Source organism: Nocardiopsis salina YIM 90010 (assembly GCF_000341025.1).
Taxonomy (GTDB): Bacteria; Actinomycetota; Actinomycetes; order Streptosporangiales; family Streptosporangiaceae; genus Nocardiopsis; species Nocardiopsis salina.
This window is the reverse complement of the sequence record NZ_ANBF01000169.1, coordinates 99,781-115,866: the sequence shown is the minus strand read 5'-3', so window position 1 is coordinate 115,866 and position 16,086 is coordinate 99,781. Positions and strand designations below refer to the sequence as shown.

Below are 16,086 nucleotides of genomic sequence, written 5' to 3'. Positions count from 1 at the left end.
CGAGGAGACCCCGGTCGAGGAAGCCCCCGCCGAGGAGGCCCCGGTCGAGGAAGCCGACGCGGCTCAGGCCGAGCTGTAAGGAGAATCCCCGCTCGGGAAGGGGCGGTCGACCCACGTGGTCGGCCGTCCCTTCTCTTGTCACAGGCCCCACGCCGACGGCCCCGGCACCCCTTCTCGGACCCCGGGGCCGCCGGCCGAGCGCGGAGCCTGCGGCGTTTCAGCCCCGGCCGAGACCGGCGGCGATCCGGTCCCCCGTCTCGCCGTCGATGTTGCGCCAGTACTGCAGCGCTCGTTGGAGCACCCCCTCGTCATCCACCGAGGACAAGTGCCCGACGACATTGCTCACCAGACGTGACCGGGCCGCGTCGTCCATGACGTCGCGGATCAGCGCGCGAGGCTGGACGAAGTCGTCGTCGTCACGGTGCGGCGTGTAGGCCTGGCGCACGAGCTCCCCGGACTGCACGTCCCACGAGGCCGGGTCCACCTTCTCCTGCTGCGGCACGTCCGGCCCACCGTAGGAATTGGGGTGGTAGACGGCTCCGACGTTCGGTGGAACCGAACGCATACTGCCGTCCTTGGAGTAGGAGCGCACCGCAACACGGGGCTGGTTCGGAGGCAGCTCGTTGTAGTTGACCCCGATGCGGTAGCGGTGCGTGTCGGCGTAGGAGAACAGGCGCGCCACGAGCATCTTGTCCGGCGACGGCCCGATACCCGGCACGAGGTTGGACGGCTCGAAGGCGGCCTGTTCGATGTGGATGAAGTGGTTGTCCGGGTTCCGGTCGAGTGTCATGCGCCCGACCTCGACGAGCGGGTAGTCGGCATGCGGCCACACCTTGGTGAGGTCGAACGGGTTGAAGCGGTACTGCTCGGCCTCCTCGACCGGCATGAGCTGTACCTTGAGCGTCCAGCTCGGGTACTCGCCACGCTCGATGGCGTCGAACAGGTCGGCCCGGTGGTGGTCCGGGTCCGAACCGGAGATGCGCTCGGCCTCCTCCTGGGTGAGGAAATCGTTTCCCTGGTCGGTCAGGAAGTGGTATTTCACCCAGTACTGTCGGCCCTCGGCGTTGACCCACATGTAGGTGTGCGAGGAGAACCCGTCCATGTGCCGCCACGACTTCGGCAGACCACGGTCACCCATGAGCCAGGTGACCTGGTGCGCGGACTCCGGCGAGAGCGACCAGTAGTCCCACTGCATGGTGTTGTCGCGCAGGCCGGCCTGAGGGTCGCGCTTCTGGGAGCGGATGAAGTCCTGGAACTTCTGCGGATCCCGCATGAAGAAGACCGGCGTGTTGTTGCCGACCATGTCGTAGTTGCCGTCCTGGGTGTAGAACTTCAGCGCGAAGCCGCGCGGGTCGCGCCAGGTGTCCGGGCTCCCCATCTCGCCTGCGACCGTGGAGAAGCGGGCCAGCATCGGTGTCTCACGGCCGGGTTGGAACAGGTCGGCGCAGGTGTAGGCGCTGACGTCGTTGGTAACCCTGAAGGTTCCGTAGGCGCCGCTGCCCTTGGCGTGCACGACTCGTTCGGGCACACGTTCGCGGTTGAACTGCGCCATCTTCTCGATCAGGTAAACGTCGTGCATGACCAGTGGCCCGTCGCGCCCCACACTCAGCGACTGCTCGTCACTGGGCGCGGGTGAGCCCGCCGTGGTGGTCGTGTGCGGGTTCGAGTTGGTGCGCGGTCCGTCGACCATCAATGGCCTCCCCCTTGTACGCGTACTCGCGCCCCGGCGCCGGCCTCGTGCTCCGGGACGCCTCCTGGGCGGCCCTACCCGGAGCCCGGTCAACACAGACCCAAGCGACCGGAGCGGTTGCGCCTCCCATCACCGCACATCAGGGGGCATCAGAGGTCACGTGCTGGTTTGCCCTGGTGCTTCCCGCCCGGCGGTCAGAGCCGATCGGCCCATGGCGAACAGCAGACGGGCCATGGCTTCGCGCCCGACGGTGCCGCGGCTGTGGGGAGTCGAGTTGAGCAGCCCGAAGACGGCGTGCACCGAGGCGCGCAGGGCGTTGCGGGGTTCCTCCGGGCGCAGGTCGGCCAGGACCCCCACCCACTGTTCGACGTATCCCCGCTGCAGGCGGCGCACGCGGTCGCGGTCCTGCGGGGTGAGGTTTCCGAGCTCGCGGTCGTGCACGGTGATGAGCGCGGGTTCGTCGAGGGAGAAGGCGATGTGCCCGTGCAGGAGCAGGTCGAGAGCATGATCGGGATGCTCTGCGCGGGCGAGCAGTTCCTCCCCCTGTTCGGAGAGGCGCGCGCTGATGTCGACCAGGACCTGGCCCAGGAGCGCTTCCTTGCCGGCGAAGTGCCGGTACAGGGCCGGCCCGGTGGTGCCGACGGCACGCCCGAGGTCGTCGATGGTCACCCCCCGGTATCCGTGCTCGGCNGATGTGCGCCCGGCGCTCGCCTGCCGGTCTCGCCGCCATGTCGTCCCCACTCTCGTCCGGGTTCCGTACCGCACCAGGGCGGCTGTTCGGTCAGGTCGGTGACGTGGTCGGCCGAGGCCTTCCACGGCCTTGCGACAGCGCGGCCCGGCATGCCCACCCGTCACCGGCCACCCCTCGGACGACGCCGTCGATGCAGTGGCCGGTCGAGCGACGGAAGGCGTCCACCGAACAGGGCCCTGGACACCGATGTTAGTAGTCATTAACATCACCGATGTTAGTGACGGTTAACACCCCTCCACGAGAGGACACCATGAGCAGGGCACCTGTGCTCGGCTCGGCGGTCGACCCCGCCGGGCCCGCATTCGCCGCCAACGACGCCGCGAACCGCGCTCTGGCCACGCAGCTGCGCGAACGCATCGCCACCGCGGCCCTGGGCGGACCCGAGAAGGCCCCCCCCCGCCACGTCGAACGGGGAAAGCTCCTGCCGCGTGAACGTGTCGACCTCCTCCTCGACCCCGGTTCGCCGTTCCTCGAGATCGCACCGCTGGCCGCACACGGCATGTACGGCGCCGACGGCCAGGACGCACCCGGCGCCGGAATCATCGCCGGGGTGGGCCGAGTGGCCGGGCGACCGACCGTGATCGTGGCCAACGACGCCACCGTCAAGGGCGGCAGCTACTACCCGATGACGGTCAAGAAGCACCTGCGCGCGCAGGAGGTGGCGCTGCACAACCGGCTGCCCTGCATCTACCTCGCCGACTCGGGCGGCGCGTTCCTCCCGATGCAGGACGATGTCTTCCCCGACCGAGAGCACTTCGGCCGCATCTTCTACAACCAAGCGACCATGTCCGAGCTGGGCATCCCTCAGACAGCCGCGGTCCTGGGCTCGTGCACCGCCGGCGGCGCCTACGTACCCGCCATGAGCGACGAAGCTGTGATCGTTCGGGAACAGGGCACGATCTTCCTGGGCGGTCCCCCGCTGGTGAAGGCCGCCACCGGTGAGGTCGTCAGCGCCGAGGACCTGGGCGGCGGGGACCTGCACTCCCGCGTGTCCGGCGTGACCGACCACCTGGCCGACGACGACGCCGACGCCCTGCACCAGGTCAGGCGCATCGCCGACACCCTCGGCCCGCCCGACGCCCCGGCCTGGGAGACGCGCCCCCCGATCCCGCCGAAGCTCGACCCGGAGGAGCTGTACGGGGTGGTGCCCTCCGACACCCGGACCCCGTACGACGTGCGCGAGGTGATCGGCCGTGTCGTCGACGGCAGCGAGTTCACCGAGTTCAAGGCCGAGTACGGAACCACGTTGGTGACCGGCTTCGCGTACCTGCACGGACATCCGGTCGGGATCGTCGCCAACAACGGGATCCTGTTCGCGGAGTCCGCGCTCAAGGGAGCCCACTTCATCGAACTGTGCGACCGGCGCGGGATCCCGCTGGTGTTCCTCCAGAACATCTCCGGGTTCATGGTCGGGCGCGACTACGAGGCCGGGGGCATCGCCAAGCACGGCGCGAAGATGGTCACCGCCGTGGCGTGCGCCCGGGTCCCCAAGTTCACCGTGGTCATCGGCGGATCGTTCGGCGCCGGGAACTACAGCATGTGCGGGCGCGCCTACTCGCCCCGGTTCCTGTGGATGTGGCCCAACGCCCGGATCTCCGTCATGGGCGGGGAGCAGGCGGCGTCGGTGCTCTCGACCGTGCGCCGCGACCAGCTGGAGGCCCGCGGGCAGGAGTGGTCGGCCGAGGACGAGGAGGGGTTCAAGGCACCCATCCGCGACCAGTACGAGGAACAGGGCAGCCCCTACTACTCGACCGCCCGCCTGTGGGACGACGGCGTCATCGACCCGGCCGACACCCGCGACGTGCTCGCCATGGCCCTGTCGGCCGCCCGCAACACACCGCTGGAGCCCGTGGGCTACGGCGTGTTCCGGATGTGAGCCCCGTGAACGAACAGACCCTGGCCCGCAGCACCGCACTGGAGACAGTATGAGCACGACACCCCCGGCGACCGTTCTGGTCGCCAACCGGGGAGAGATCGCCCTGCGCGTGATGCGCACCCTGCGCCACATGGGGATCGGCACGGTGGCGGTGCACACCGACGCGGACGCAGACGCCCCGCACACCCTCGCCGCCGAAACGGCCGTAAGGGTGCCCAGCTACCTCGATGCGGAGGCCGTGATCATCGCCGCGCAGGAGACCGGGGCCGGCATGGTCCACCCCGGGTACGGCTTCCTGTCGGAGAACGCCGCCTTCGCACGGGCGGTCTCCGGGGCGGGGCTGGTGTGGATCGGCCCGCCCGCGGAGGCGATCGAGGCGATGGGCGACAAGATCCGCGCAAAGGAGACGGTGGCCGCCGCCGGGGTTCCGGTCCTGGGCGGGTTCACCGAGGAGCCCGGCACTCCGCTTCCCGACGCCGACCTGCGGCGCCGCGCCGAGGAAACCGGGTTCCCGCTGCTGCTCAAGCCCTCGGCCGGAGGGGGCGGCAAGGGTATGCGAGCGGTGCACGGGCCCGACACCCTGCTCGCCGACGCCGCTGCGGCACGCCGGGAGGCCCGTGCGTCCTTCGGCGACGAGACTCTGCTCGTCGAACGCCTCGTGCAGCGCCCGCGCCACATCGAGGTACAGGTGCTCGCCGACACCCACGGAAACGTGCTGCACCTCGGCGAACGCGAGTGCAGCCTGCAGCGGCGCCACCAGAAGGTCGTGGAGGAGGCGCCGTCCCCGCTGCTGACCGCGGACCAGCGAGCCCAGATGGGTCAGGCCGCCGTCGCCGCCGCCAAGGCCTGCGGCTACGTGGGAGCCGGCACCGTCGAGTTCATCGCCGACACCGATCCGGGCGGCGGGGTGTCCTTCTCGTTCCTGGAGATGAACACCCGGCTGCAGGTCGAGCACCCCGTGACCGAGGAGGTCGTGGCCGTCGACGGCGTGCGCGGCATCGACCTGGTCGAACTCCAGGTGCGGGTGGCGCGGGGTGAGCCGTTGGACTTCGGCCAGGAGCAGGTGTCGATGCGTGGGCACGCGGTCGAGTGCCGGGTCTACGCCGAGGACGCCGACCACGGGTTCCTGCCCAGCGGCGGCCCGGTGCTGTCGCTGACCGAACCCCGGGGCGACGGGGTGCGCGTGGACTCAGGGATCACGGAGGGAACGGTCGTCACCTCCGACTTCGACCCGATGCTCGCCAAGGTCGTCACGTGGGGCGCGGACCGCGCCGAGGCGCTGCGCCGTATGGACAGCGCCCTGGGTTCGTATCTGCTGCTGGGATGCGTCACCAACACCGCCTACCTGCGGCGACTGCTGCTCCACCCCCGTGTGGTCGCGGGCGACCTGAGCACCGACCTCATCGAGGCCGACCCGCCCGAGGCCGCGCCCGAGCAGGCGCCCGAGTACGTGCAGGCCGCGGTCGCGCTGGACCTGCAGCTGGATCTGGAGCCCGGCGGTGCTCCGTCCCCCGACCGCTTCTCGGTCCCCGACGGGTGGCGCATGGGCGAGAACTCCTGGACCCCGTGGCGGCTCCGGGCACCGCGGCGTGACTCGTCGGTGGTGCGCGTGCGGCGCAGCGGCGACGGGTTCCAGGTCTGCGTCGACGAGGGCGAACCGGTCCAGGCCCGCGCCCGCCGCAGCGCCGACGGCACCCTCCTCACCGTGACCCACGCCGGACGTACCCGAACCTTCACCCGCGCGGCCGACCCAGCGAGCACGCATCGCTGGGTGGGGGCCGACGGCCTGGCCTGGACCCTGCACGAGGAGCCGGTCGCCGCAGCCCTGCGCGAGGACGACACCGCCACCGACGGCACCGTGCGCAGCCCCATGCCCGGCACCGTGCTCGACGTGCCGGTGGAGGTCGGCCAGGAGGTCTCCGCCGGAACCGCGCTGGCCGTGGTCGAGGCGATGAAGATGGAGCACTCGGTGCCCTCTCCCCTCGACGGGACCGTCACCGCCGTGGCTGTCTCCCCCGGGACCCCGGTGCCCATGGACGCGGTCCTGGTCACCGTCACACCCGGCGCCGACGGCCACGAGGCGTCGGAAGCCACCACCCCCGCCAACAGCGAGGAGCAGCGATGAACCGCCACGAACTGTCCACCGAGCACGCCGACCTGCGGGCCGCCGTCGAGGAGTTCGCCCGCACCGAGGTCGCCCCGGTGATCGGCGACTTCTACGAGCGTTCGGCCTTCCCCTACGACATCGTCGCCAAGATGGGTCGGATGGGCCTGTTCGGTCTGCCCTTCCCCGAGGAGCACGAAGGGATGGGCGGGGACTACTTCGCCCTGTGCCTGGCCCTGGAGGAGCTGGCCCGGGTCGATTCCTCCGTGGCAATCACACTGGAGGCGGGGGTCTCGCTCGGGGCGATGCCGATCCACCGGTTCGGGACCCCCGAGCAGAAGAAGACCTACCTTCCGGACCTGTGCTCGGGGCGGGCACTGGGCGCGTTCGGGCTGACCGAACCCGACGGCGGTTCCGACGCGGGGGCCACGCGAACCACCGCGCGCCTGGAGAACGGCGAGTGGGTCATCAACGGCACGAAGTCGTTCATCACCAACTCCGGGACCGACGTCACCTCGCTGGTGACGGTGACCGCGGTGACGGGGCGGCGCTCGGACGGGCGGCCGGAGATCTCCGCGATCCTGGTGCCGGCGCGCACGCCCGGGTTCACGCTCGGGCAGAAGTACTCCAAGGTCGGGTGGAACGCCTCCGACACCAACGAGTTGGTCTTCGAGGACTGTCGTGTACCAGAGGCCAACCTGGTCGGCGAGCGCGGGCGCGGCTACGCCCAGTTCCTGCGCATCCTGGACGAGGGCCGGATCGCGATCGCCGCGCTCTCGGTGGGGCTCGCGCAGGGGTGTGTCGACGAGAGCGTGCGCTACGCACACGAGCGCGAGGCGTTCGGCCACCACATCGGCGAGTACCAGGCGATCCAGTTCAAGATCGCCGAGATGGAGTCGCGCACGCACACCGCACGTCTGGCCTACTACGACGCGGCGTCGCGGATGCTGGCCGGCGAGCCGTTCAAGAAGGAAGCGGCCATTGCCAAGCTGGTGGCATCCAACGCCGCCATGGACAACTCCCGGGACGCAACGCAGGTCTTCGGCGGGTACGGGTTCATGACCGATTACCCGGTCGGCCGCTTCTACCGGGACGCGAAGATCCTGGAGATCGGCGAGGGCACGAGCGAGGTGCAAAAGATGCTCATCGCCCGGGAGCTGAACCTGCCCACCTGACCGGAACACCCAATCGCTCGGCGAGTGCAGCCCGGTGAGACACATCGGGCCATACTCCGCGCATGAGGACCATCACCCAGCGAGAATCCCGCAATCACGCCGCCACCGTCGTGGACGCGGTGGAAACCGGCGAGACGTTCCCCTCACCCGCATCGAGGTGGAGGTGGCCGAGGTCCGGCCCCTTCCGCGTCGGCGCAGGCTCACCGCTCGGGGACTCGTCGAACGCCGCCGGAACCTCCCGCGGGTCGACGCGACCCGGATGAGAGCAGGGACGGACCAGTGCTTCGGGACCGAGGACCGGGTCGACGAGGGCGACAATGTCTGAGCACCACGTTTCAGGGATGTTCGACATCTGCCGCCTTCATCGATCTCCCGGTCCTCGCCCCTGGGGTTGTGCCCTGTCAGCCGGAGATCATCTCCGAGGCCCTCGTGACGTGCACGGCCCGGCATCGTGAACAGCGACCTCGAACCCCGCCGACATCGTGCTCGCGCCCGAGGGCCTGGCCCCAGGCGACCCCAGGGGCACCATCAGCAACGGAGCGTCCCCATCCGGCCACGTGCGAGGGGTGACAACCGCCCCCGCCCCGCACAGAATGGTTGTGAAGGCCGATCCGGGTCCCCTGTCCCCACGGGCCCGCAACCCCCGAGGGGGCCCGCGCCCCGCCACTCCCCAGCAGCAGGAGTACGCATGGAAGGCGTCCTGCCGACTACCGCGCTGGTCGTCGTCGTGGTCACCGTGGGTGCGATCACGGTCGCCGCGCACTTCGGCAAGGAGCGGGTCGGCGAGTTACGCGCCTGGGCCCGCGACAACGGATGGACCTACACCGACCGGCACCCCGCTCCTCTCGGCGAGGCCGCGCTCCCGGCCGAGCCCGGGGTGCGGAGATCCCGCCACCAGCACGTGCTGACCGGTTCCTTGGGGCTGTACCGGGTGACCGCCTTCGAACACGTGCAGACCGTTCCGGTCGCCACGGAGCAGCGCACCGGCCACGTCGAGCGCGTCCACCGTGTGGTGGCGGTGCGTACCCCCGGTGTGGGCACCGATCTGGAGATCCGGCGCCGCGCCCCGCACCCCGGCCCCGCGGAAGGCGCCCCTTTCGGAGCGGCCTTCGACACCAGCGGCGGCGACTCGGAGTTCGCGCGCTCGGTGCTGGACGGGGATCTGATCTCCTGGCTGCTGGCCGATCCCCGTTCGCGATCGCTGCCCGTGCGGTTCACCGGCGGTTACGTGCTCACCTGGGCACCGATGCAGTTGGACCCCGAACGTGCCCTCCTCGCCGCCGACTACCTCATCGACCTGCTCGAACACATCCCCCGCCAGACCTGGGAACGGTGTACCGGACACTGACCGGGCCCCGGTACCGGGCGGCGAACCGGCACGCCACCGGTGTCCGAAGGGAGCGATAGGATCCGGCATGCCCCGATCCACAAGGAGTACGAGCTCATGAGTGACCCCAACGCGACGCATCGCATCTCCCGTGATGACCTGTTCCGCGACGACGAGGAGCAGGAGCAGGCCCCCGACCCCAACGCCACCGCGCGCATCTCCCGTGATGACCTGTTCGGCGACGACGAGGACGGCTCCAGGGCGAAGAAGTAACCCCCAGCTCCCCCTCCGCGAACACGTACGGGGCGCCCACCCGACCGTGGTGGACGCCCCGCTCTCGCTCACTCCGGGGTTCTGCGACGCGGATCAGCGGTGTTCGCGCACCGCCGCCACGATCTCGGCCACGGCCTCGTCGACCGGGACCCCGTTGTTCTGCGATCCGTCGCGGTAACGGAACGACACCGCACCCTTGGCGACATCGTCGTCACCGGCCAGCACCATGAACGGCACCTTCTGCTTCTGGGCGTTGCGGATCTTCTTCTGCATCCGGTCGTCGCCGGCGTCGACCTCCACCCGGATACCCTCGGCACGCAGCTTGGCCTGCACCTCCTGCAGGTACGGCACGTGCTCGTCGGCGATCGGGATACCGACCGCCTGCACCGGGGCCAGCCACGCGGGGAACGCACCCGCATAGTGCTCGAGCAGCACCGCGAAGAAGCGCTCGATGGAGCCGAACAGGGCGCGGTGGATCACCACAGGACGCTGACGGCTTCCGTCGGCGGCGGTGTACTCCAGGTCGAAGCGCTCGGGCATGTTGAAGTCGACCTGGATCGTGGACATCTGCCAGGTGCGGCCGATGGCGTCCTTGGCCTGCACCGAGACCTTCGGGCCGTAGAAGGCCGCGCCGCCCGGGTCCATGACCAGCTCCAGACCCTGCTTGTCAGCGGCCTGGCGCAGGACCCGCGTGGACTCCTCCCAGATCTCGTCGCTGCCGACGGACTTCTCCGGGTCCTTGGTGGACAGCTCGAGGTAGAAGTCGTCGAGCCCGTAGTCGCGCAGCAGGTCGAGCACGAAGGTGAGCAGGGAGTCGAGCTCATCGGCCATCTGCTCGCGAGTGCAGTAGATGTGGGAGTCGTCCTGTGTGAAGCCGCGGGCGCGGGTCAGGCCGTGCACCACGCCCGACTTCTCGTACCGGTACACGGTGCCGAACTCGAACAGGCGCAGCGGCAGCTCACGGTAGGAGCGACCACGCGCGTCGAAGATCAGGTGGTGCATCGGGCAGTTCATCGGCTTGAGGTAGTAGTCCTGCCCGCCGTCGAGCTCCATGGGCGGGTACATGCCGTCGGCGTACCAGTCCAGGTGCCCGGACTTCTCGAAGAGCGCGCTCTTCGTGGCGTGGGGGGTGTAGACGAACTCGTATCCCCCCTCCTCGTGCCGCTTGCGGGAGTAGTCCTCCATGACCCGGCGCACGACGCCGCCCTTGGGGTGGAAGACCGCCAGGCCCGACCCGATCTCGTCGGGGATGGAGAACAGGTCGAGCTCGGAGCCGAGCTTGCGGTGGTCGCGCTTCTCGGCCTCCTCCAGGAAGGCGAGGTAGGCCTTGAGGGCGTCCTTGTCCTCCCACGCGGTGCCGTAGACGCGCTGCAGCTGCGGGTTGGTCTCCTTGCCGCGCCAGTAGGCGGCGGCGGTGCGCATGAGCTTGAAGGCCGGGATGGACTTGGTGGTGGGCACGTGCGGCCCGCGGCAGAGGTCCTTCCAGCACTGTTCGCCGGTGCGGGGGTGGATGTTGTCGTAGACGGTCAGCTCGCCTCCGCCGACCTCCGCGGAGGCGCCCTCGGCCGCCTCCGCGGCCCCGCCCTTGAGGCCGATGAGCTCGAGCTTGTAGGGCTCGGTGGCCAGTTCGGCGCGGGCGTCGTCGTCGGAGACCTCGCGACGATCGAAGCGCTGCCCCTGCTTGATGATCTGCTGCATCTTCTTCTCGATGGCCTTGAGATCGGCGGGGGTGAACGGTTCGGCGACGTCGAAGTCGTAGTAGAAGCCGTTCTCGACGGGCGGGCCGATGCCCAGCTTGGCCTCGGGGAACAGCTCCTGGACGGCCTGGGCGAGCACGTGCGCGGTGGAGTGGCGCAGGATCGCCCGGCCCTCCTCCGAGCCGATCGCGACGGGCTCGACGGTGTCGCCGTCGGCGAGCTCGTGGGCGAGGTCGCGCGGTTCGCCGTTGACCAGGGCCGCGATCACGGTCTTGCCGTCGGCTTCCAGCGCCTGCCCCGCGGTGGTCGTGGCCGCCACCGCACGCGGGGTTCCGGCGAGGGTGATGTGCAGCTCAGGCGCGGCGGACACGATAACTCCTAGGGATACGTGGAAACTCTGGAAGGCACACGCCCTCCCCGGCGTTGCAGGGGAGAACGCGCCCCTTCGATGCTATCGGCTCCGCCGTGGAGTGCCGATCGCCCATCCACAGCCGCCCCGGCTACGACGGACGCCCGTGGCAGGTGAAATGGGGTCATATCGGGATTCGGTCGCCACCTCGGAGCATTGATCCCGGCCGGAAGATCGGTGACAATCGGCAGACATCCGATCCTCTCCTCAGCCGTCGCGACCGCATCCACCGGCTTCGACCGAATGTGAGCGCATGTCACCGAGCCCACCGCATGATCCCCCGCCGCCGGAGAAGGCACCGGCGCTGCACGCCCGCAGACGGCGCTGGCGGCGGGCGCGGGCCCGGCTCCGGCTCTTCCGACGCCGGATGCACTCGCATCCGGCCCTGCGTCTTCCCTGGCGCATCCTCGTCGGCACGGTGGGGACGGTCGTCCTGCTGACCGGTGTCGTCTTCTTCGTGACCCCCGGTCCCGGGATCGCGGCACTGCTGCTGGGGCTGCTCATCCTGAGCACGGAGTTCCGGTGGGCCCACCGGATCCTGAGGCCTGCCCGGAAATGGGCCCGCCGGGCGGAGAAGTACGCCGAACGCCGCAAGCACGAGTACGTGCGCCGGCGCCGCGCGCGCAGGGCCACCAGGGAAGGAAGGCAACCGGACAACGACACCGATCCGGACCCCGACCCCGTGTGACGGACACGAAGCACATCGAACACCGTGTTCCGGTCACGGCCACCCGGACCGGGACGCTGGGGCACACACAGGGCGGGTCCCGGTCCCTCCCCGCATGAAAAAAGCCGGACCACCGTCTCGAACGGTGACCCGGCTCCGTACTTGTGGGCGATACTGGACTCGAACCAGTGACCTCATCGGTGTGAACGATGCGCTCTAGCCAACTGAGCTAATCGCCCCGAGCTGTTGCTCCGCCCGCCCTCTCGGTCGGACATGTAAAACTCTAGCGCATGTTTCGGGGTGCTCGTTCCACTCAAGGCCGCACGGGCGAACCTCGATGTGTGATGGAGGTCACTTTGATCGTTCTGCAGCGGGTCAAGACTTCACCAGGAGACCCCCGAACCCCCGCTTGCGAGGCGGTTCACGCCCCGACGGTGCACCTCGGGGACCCCCGCGCCATGACCGATCCGTGACGTGGGACACCCAATATGGGGAAATCTTTGGTTTCCCCTGGTCATTACAGTGACGAAGGATCTGGAGCCGCCCTGCGGCGCAAGGGCCCGGGCAAAGGGCCCGAGGAACCGGTCCCACCGATCGAAAAAGTCTCCGTACTCACGTCATGATCCGCGGACGACCGCGTTGGAGCGAGTGAGACGGCACCACCGACCCGCACCGCACAGCAGGGCCGGACAAGAAGAGGTTTGGCGAACATGAACNCCCCCCCGCCCCCGCCGAGCTGGGCCTGCGGCTCGTCGTCCCCGAGCGCACCTCGGTCCCGCTGGTCGCGCGGCTCGACTACAGCGCCGGCGACCCCTACGCGATCCGCGTGGCTTTCCACACCGGCGAGGACGAGCCCGTCGAGTGGATCTTCGCCCGTGAGCTCCTCACGGTCGGGATCGTGCGCCCCGTCGGCGAGGGCGACGTCCGCGTGTGGCCCTCCAAGGACGACAGCGGCGAGCGCAGCGTCAGCATCGCGCTGTCCTCCCCTTTCGGACAGGCCGAGTTCGACACCCAGGTGTCACCGCTGGCCGAGTTCCTGCACCGCACCTACGAGATCGTCCCCGCCGGCCAGGAGACCACGTACGTGGACCTGGACGAGGAGATCGAGCGCCATCTGGCCTGACCCCGGCGCCCCGCACACACTGCACAGGGGACGGTGCACGCGCGTGCACCGTCCCCTGCTCTTTTTGGGCCTCCGCTCCGCTTCGGCCCGGTCCGGGCGCCCCGTGGGGTCGAGGCGAGCGCGAGAAGGCGCTCCACGGAGCCCCTGGGGTCGAGGTCTGGTCGATCAGGGGTCGATCTCGGCGGCGGCGCGCTCGGCGAAGGCCGCCCGGGCCTTGCGCGAGACCGGACCGGGCTCGGCGGAGATCTGCCGACCGTCGATGTGCAGGATCGGCTGGACGTCGCGCCCGGTGGACGTCAGGAACGCCTCGGTGATCTCCGGGAGACGCTCTATGGGCACGTCCACCTCCTCGGCGCCGTGCCACTCCAGCACCAGCTCACGCGTGATGCCGGCCAGGGGCCCGGCCGAGAGCGGCGGGGTGACCAGGCGGCCGTCCAGGACCACGAAGATGTTGCTGCCCGTGCCCTCGCACAGGTTCCCGCTCACGTTCGGGAAGACCGCCTCGCTCCCTCCCCGTGCGCGCGCGTACGCGAGGGCCCTCACGTTGTCGGCGTAGGAGGTGGTCTTCAGACCGGTCAGCGCTCCGAACTCGTTGCGCGGCCATGGGGAGAGCACCACGTCGGAGTGGTCGGGGATGGTCGGGAACGGCGCCAGCGCCACGATCGCGGTCTGCTCGCCCGGGGTACGGTCCGAACCGAGCGGCCCGGTGCCGTCGGTGACCGTGATGCGAACGCGCGCGTCGTCGAGCTCCGGGTTGGCGGCGACCGCGCGCTCCACCCCCTCGGCGATCAGGCCCAGGTCGGGCTCGGCCATGCCCAGGCCCTCGGCCGAACGCGCGAGCCTCTTCAGGTGGCGGGTGAGCGCGAAGGGCCGACCGTCCGTGGCCCGGACCGTCTCGAAGACGCCGTCGCCCACCGTGATGCCGTGGTCCAGGACCGGCACCCGGGCCTCGGCCTGGTCCACGACCACGCCACGGCCGAAACCCGCGCCTGCGATCCACACCTTCATTGCACAGCCCTCCATCGGTCGTCCGCACTGGTCGTAGCGGTCGGGGCACGATCCTCCCCCTGGGACCGGGGCACCCGACGCGGCAGGGACCCGGTACCCGCAGCACCGCGGCCCTGGCAAGGGCCGTGTCCGGCACCGGCCGCGGCCGCGGGCCCCGGTTCCACTTTCCCCGACCGTCCCTACTGGTCAGAGGCGCAGCCGGCCCGGATCGCCCGCTCCTGCGGTGTTGTGGGCCGTGCGGGGATAAGTTACGAATGACTATCATCCGGGCAACGCTTACGCGGGGACAGTGGAAACCGACCGGTGACGCCCCTCCACACCGGGCACGCTCCCCTGCGCGACCGACCACGCCCGCCCACGGACAGAGCGAAGAGAGACATGACCCCACCGAGCACCACCCGCGGAGAACTGAGCTGGCTCCTGGACGACCTGCTCACCCGCGCACCCGGGACCCAGCACGCCGTCGTCCTGTCCACCGACGGCCTCCTCATGGCGACCTCGAGCGGGCTGGACCGCCCGGCCGCAGAACACCTCTCAGCGATCGCCTCGGGGCTGCACAGCCTCGCGGGCGGGGCCAGCAAACAGTTCTCCGCCGGCAACATCCGCCAGAGCATCATCGAGATGGACGAGGCCTTCCTGTTCGTCGCCGCCGCGGGGGACGGTGCCTGCATGGCGTTGATGTCGGACTCCGACAGCGATGTGGGACTGATCGCCTACGAGATGAACAAGGTGATCGAGCGGGTCGGTCAGTACCTGTCCGCTCCCCCTCGACCGGACATGCCCTCCTCCGCGCACGCGGAGAACTGACGCGGGCGGTGCGCATCCGGGGTGGGCCGCGGTGGGGCCGCCCCGGCCTCCGGGAGCGGCCGACGTCCGGGACTCGGGCGCCTCACGCGCCCCACAGGACTCGCGCTCCCGAAAAGCGGGGGCAAAGCACCGCACAAGGGTGTCCACAGCTCCGATTTCGCACTGGGGCCACGTATCCGCTAGAGTTCTAAGCGCAGCGAACGGGGCGGACAGCCGCCAGGCGCAAGGCCCCGAACACTCGCCGCGCGGACGTAGCTCAGCTGGTAGAGCATCACCTTGCCAAGGTGAGGGTCGCGGGTTCGAATCCCGTCGTCCGCTCGAGACCGACCGGTCGAAGCGCTCTCCGTGAGGGTGTAATCTGGTCGGGAATCAGGAAACCACAGGGTTTCCAGCACGCGGACGTGGCTCAGCTGGTAGAGCATCACCTTGCCAAGGTGAGGGTCGCGGGTTCGAATCCCGTCGTCCGCTCGAGACCGACCGGTCGAAGCGCTCTCCGTGAGGGTGTAATCTGGTCGGGAATCAGGAAACCACAGGGTTTCCAGCACGCGGACGTGGCTCAGCTGGTAGAGCATCACCTTGCCAAGGTGAGGGTCGCGGGTTCGAATCCCGTCGTCCGCTCGAGACCGACCGGTCGAAGCGCTCTCCGTGAGGGTGTAATCTGGTCGGGAATCAGGAAACCACAGGGTTTCCAGCACGCGGACGTGGCTCAGCTGGTAGAGCATCACCTTGCCAAGGTGAGGGTCGCGGGTTCGAATCCCGTCGTCCGCTCGAGACCGACCGGTCGAAGCGCTCTCCGTGAGGGTGTAATCTGGTCGGGAATCAGGAAACCACAGGGTTTCCAGCACGCGGACGTGGCTCAGCTGGTAGAGCATCACCTTGCCAAGGTGAGGGTCGCGGGTTCGAATCCCGTCGTCCGCTCGAAGAGGCCCGCATGGGGGTCGGCCACCGGTTCCCCGGCGAGCTTCGCTGGCCGGAGTGTCCGAGTGGCTTAGGTAAGGGACTGCAAATCCCTGCACACGGGTTCGATTCCCGTCTCCGGCTCCATGTTTCCTCATCACCCCCCGATGAGGGCGGTTAGCTCAGTTGGTTAGAGCGCTACCTTGACACGGTAGAGGTCACAGGTTCGAATCCTGTATCGCCCACCAGCATCACTGCAGGTCAGAGGGTTCCTCTGGTGTG

General features: G+C 69.5%; 12 protein-coding genes and 8 tRNA genes. 15 read left to right on the top strand and 5 right to left on the bottom strand.

Going from position 1 to position 16,086, the window contains the following annotated elements:
* Positions 1 to 217 precede the first annotated feature (217 nt).
* Both D474_RS0119230 and D474_RS0119225 read right to left on the bottom strand, forming a co-directional pair.
* A complete protein-coding gene (locus D474_RS0119230) occupies positions 218 to 1,690 on the bottom strand; it encodes a catalase (protein WP_017615137.1) in 1,473 nt (490 codons plus the stop codon).
* Between the two features lie 156 nt (positions 1,691 to 1,846).
* On the bottom strand, positions 1,847 to 2,359 hold the full coding sequence (locus tag D474_RS0119225) for a TetR family transcriptional regulator (RefSeq protein ID WP_017615136.1): 513 nt from the start codon (positions 2,357 to 2,359) through the stop codon (positions 1,847 to 1,849).
* Positions 2,360 to 2,706: 347 nt separating this feature from the next.
* On the opposite strand from D474_RS0119225, the gene D474_RS0119220 reads away from it, so the two are divergent.
* The 5 genes from D474_RS0119220 to D474_RS32805 all read left to right on the top strand — a co-directional run bounded on the left by D474_RS0119220 (position 2,707) and on the right by D474_RS32805 (position 9,196).
* Positions 2,707 to 4,317, top strand: coding sequence for a carboxyl transferase domain-containing protein (locus D474_RS0119220; RefSeq protein WP_017615135.1), 1,611 nt, complete (start codon positions 2,707 to 2,709; stop codon positions 4,315 to 4,317).
* Between the two features lie 49 nt (positions 4,318 to 4,366).
* Positions 4,367 to 6,442, top strand: a complete 2,076-nt coding sequence (locus D474_RS0119215; protein ID WP_017615134.1) for an acetyl/propionyl/methylcrotonyl-CoA carboxylase subunit alpha — start codon at positions 4,367 to 4,369, stop codon at positions 6,440 to 6,442.
* The gene (locus D474_RS0119210; protein ID WP_017615133.1) at positions 6,439 to 7,596 is read left to right on the top strand and encodes an acyl-CoA dehydrogenase family protein; all 1,158 of its coding nucleotides are present in this window, start codon (positions 6,439 to 6,441) and stop codon (positions 7,594 to 7,596) included. The genes D474_RS0119215 and D474_RS0119210 overlap by 4 nt, the downstream gene beginning before the upstream one ends.
* Positions 7,597 to 8,284: 688 nt before the next feature.
* Positions 8,285 to 8,944 (top strand): hypothetical protein, encoded by a 660-nt coding sequence (locus tag D474_RS0119200; RefSeq protein ID WP_017615131.1) that lies wholly within the window; start codon positions 8,285 to 8,287, stop codon positions 8,942 to 8,944.
* 96 nt (positions 8,945 to 9,040) lie between these two features.
* On the top strand, positions 9,041 to 9,196 hold the full coding sequence (locus tag D474_RS32805) for a hypothetical protein (RefSeq protein ID WP_017615130.1): 156 nt from the start codon (positions 9,041 to 9,043) through the stop codon (positions 9,194 to 9,196).
* Between the two features lie 93 nt (positions 9,197 to 9,289).
* Here D474_RS32805 and thrS read toward each other — a convergent pair whose 3' ends face one another.
* Positions 9,290 to 11,263, bottom strand: a complete 1,974-nt coding sequence (gene thrS / locus D474_RS0119190; protein WP_017615129.1) for a threonine--tRNA ligase — start codon at positions 11,261 to 11,263, stop codon at positions 9,290 to 9,292.
* A 406-nt stretch (positions 11,264 to 11,669) separates the two neighbouring features.
* Here thrS and D474_RS0119185 point away from each other — a divergent pair, with 406 nt between their 5' ends.
* Positions 11,670 to 11,990: a PGPGW domain-containing protein gene (locus D474_RS0119185; RefSeq protein ID WP_017615128.1), complete on the top strand. Its 321-nt coding sequence runs from the start codon at positions 11,670 to 11,672 to the stop codon at positions 11,988 to 11,990.
* A 144-nt stretch (positions 11,991 to 12,134) separates the two neighbouring features.
* Here D474_RS0119185 and D474_RS0119180 read toward each other — a convergent pair.
* Positions 12,135 to 12,208: transfer RNA gene (locus tag D474_RS0119180), tRNA-Val, on the bottom strand.
* Positions 12,209 to 12,705: 497 nt separating this feature from the next.
* On the opposite strand from D474_RS0119180, the gene D474_RS0119175 reads away from it, so the two are divergent.
* On the top strand, positions 12,706 to 13,092 hold the full coding sequence (locus tag D474_RS0119175; protein WP_026118628.1) for an SsgA family sporulation/cell division regulator: 387 nt from the start codon (positions 12,706 to 12,708) through the stop codon (positions 13,090 to 13,092).
* 165 nt (positions 13,093 to 13,257) lie between these two features.
* On the opposite strand, the gene D474_RS0119170 is transcribed toward D474_RS0119175, so the two are convergent.
* Positions 13,258 to 14,100, bottom strand: a complete 843-nt coding sequence (locus D474_RS0119170; protein WP_017615126.1) for an aminotransferase class IV — start codon at positions 14,098 to 14,100, stop codon at positions 13,258 to 13,260.
* Between the two features lie 378 nt (positions 14,101 to 14,478).
* Here D474_RS0119170 and D474_RS0119165 point away from each other — a divergent pair, with 378 nt between their 5' ends.
* The 8 genes from D474_RS0119165 to D474_RS0119130 all read left to right on the top strand — a co-directional run bounded on the left by D474_RS0119165 (position 14,479) and on the right by D474_RS0119130 (position 16,052).
* A complete protein-coding gene (locus tag D474_RS0119165) occupies positions 14,479 to 14,907 on the top strand; it encodes a roadblock/LC7 domain-containing protein (RefSeq protein ID WP_017615125.1) in 429 nt (142 codons plus the stop codon).
* Between the two features lie 245 nt (positions 14,908 to 15,152).
* A tRNA-Gly gene (locus D474_RS0119160) sits at positions 15,153 to 15,225 on the top strand.
* A gap of 77 nt (positions 15,226 to 15,302) precedes the next feature.
* A tRNA-Gly gene (locus tag D474_RS0119155) sits at positions 15,303 to 15,375 on the top strand.
* Positions 15,376 to 15,452: 77 nt separating this feature from the next.
* Positions 15,453 to 15,525, top strand: a tRNA-Gly gene (locus tag D474_RS0119150).
* Between the two features lie 77 nt (positions 15,526 to 15,602).
* Positions 15,603 to 15,675, top strand: a tRNA-Gly gene (locus D474_RS0119145).
* 77 nt (positions 15,676 to 15,752) lie between these two features.
* A tRNA-Gly gene (locus D474_RS0119140) sits at positions 15,753 to 15,825 on the top strand.
* A gap of 51 nt (positions 15,826 to 15,876) precedes the next feature.
* A tRNA-Cys gene (locus tag D474_RS0119135) sits at positions 15,877 to 15,951 on the top strand.
* A gap of 24 nt (positions 15,952 to 15,975) precedes the next feature.
* A tRNA-Val gene (locus tag D474_RS0119130) sits at positions 15,976 to 16,052 on the top strand.
* Positions 16,053 to 16,086: the final 34 nt, after the last annotated feature.

What these genes read in the sequence shown, in the direction of transcription:
- D474_RS0119230 (WP_017615137.1), bottom strand. Translation starts at nt 1,690, where the DNA reads ATGGTCGACGGACCGCGCACCAACTCGAACCCGCACACGACCACCACG.
- D474_RS0119215 (WP_017615134.1), top strand. Translation starts at nt 4,367, where the DNA reads ATGAGCACGACACCCCCGGCGACCGTTCTGGTCGCCAACCGGGGAGAG.
- D474_RS0119210 (WP_017615133.1), top strand. Translation starts at nt 6,439, where the DNA reads ATGAACCGCCACGAACTGTCCACCGAGCACGCCGACCTGCGGGCCGCC.
- D474_RS0119200 (WP_017615131.1), top strand. Translation starts at nt 8,285, where the DNA reads ATGGAAGGCGTCCTGCCGACTACCGCGCTGGTCGTCGTCGTGGTCACC.
- D474_RS32805 (WP_017615130.1), top strand. Translation starts at nt 9,041, where the DNA reads ATGAGTGACCCCAACGCGACGCATCGCATCTCCCGTGATGACCTGTTC.
- D474_RS0119185 (WP_017615128.1), top strand. Translation starts at nt 11,670, where the DNA reads ATGCACTCGCATCCGGCCCTGCGTCTTCCCTGGCGCATCCTCGTCGGC.
- D474_RS0119170 (WP_017615126.1), bottom strand. Translation starts at nt 14,100, where the DNA reads ATGAAGGTGTGGATCGCAGGCGCGGGTTTCGGCCGTGGCGTGGTCGTG.
- D474_RS0119165 (WP_017615125.1), top strand. Translation starts at nt 14,479, where the DNA reads ATGACCCCACCGAGCACCACCCGCGGAGAACTGAGCTGGCTCCTGGAC.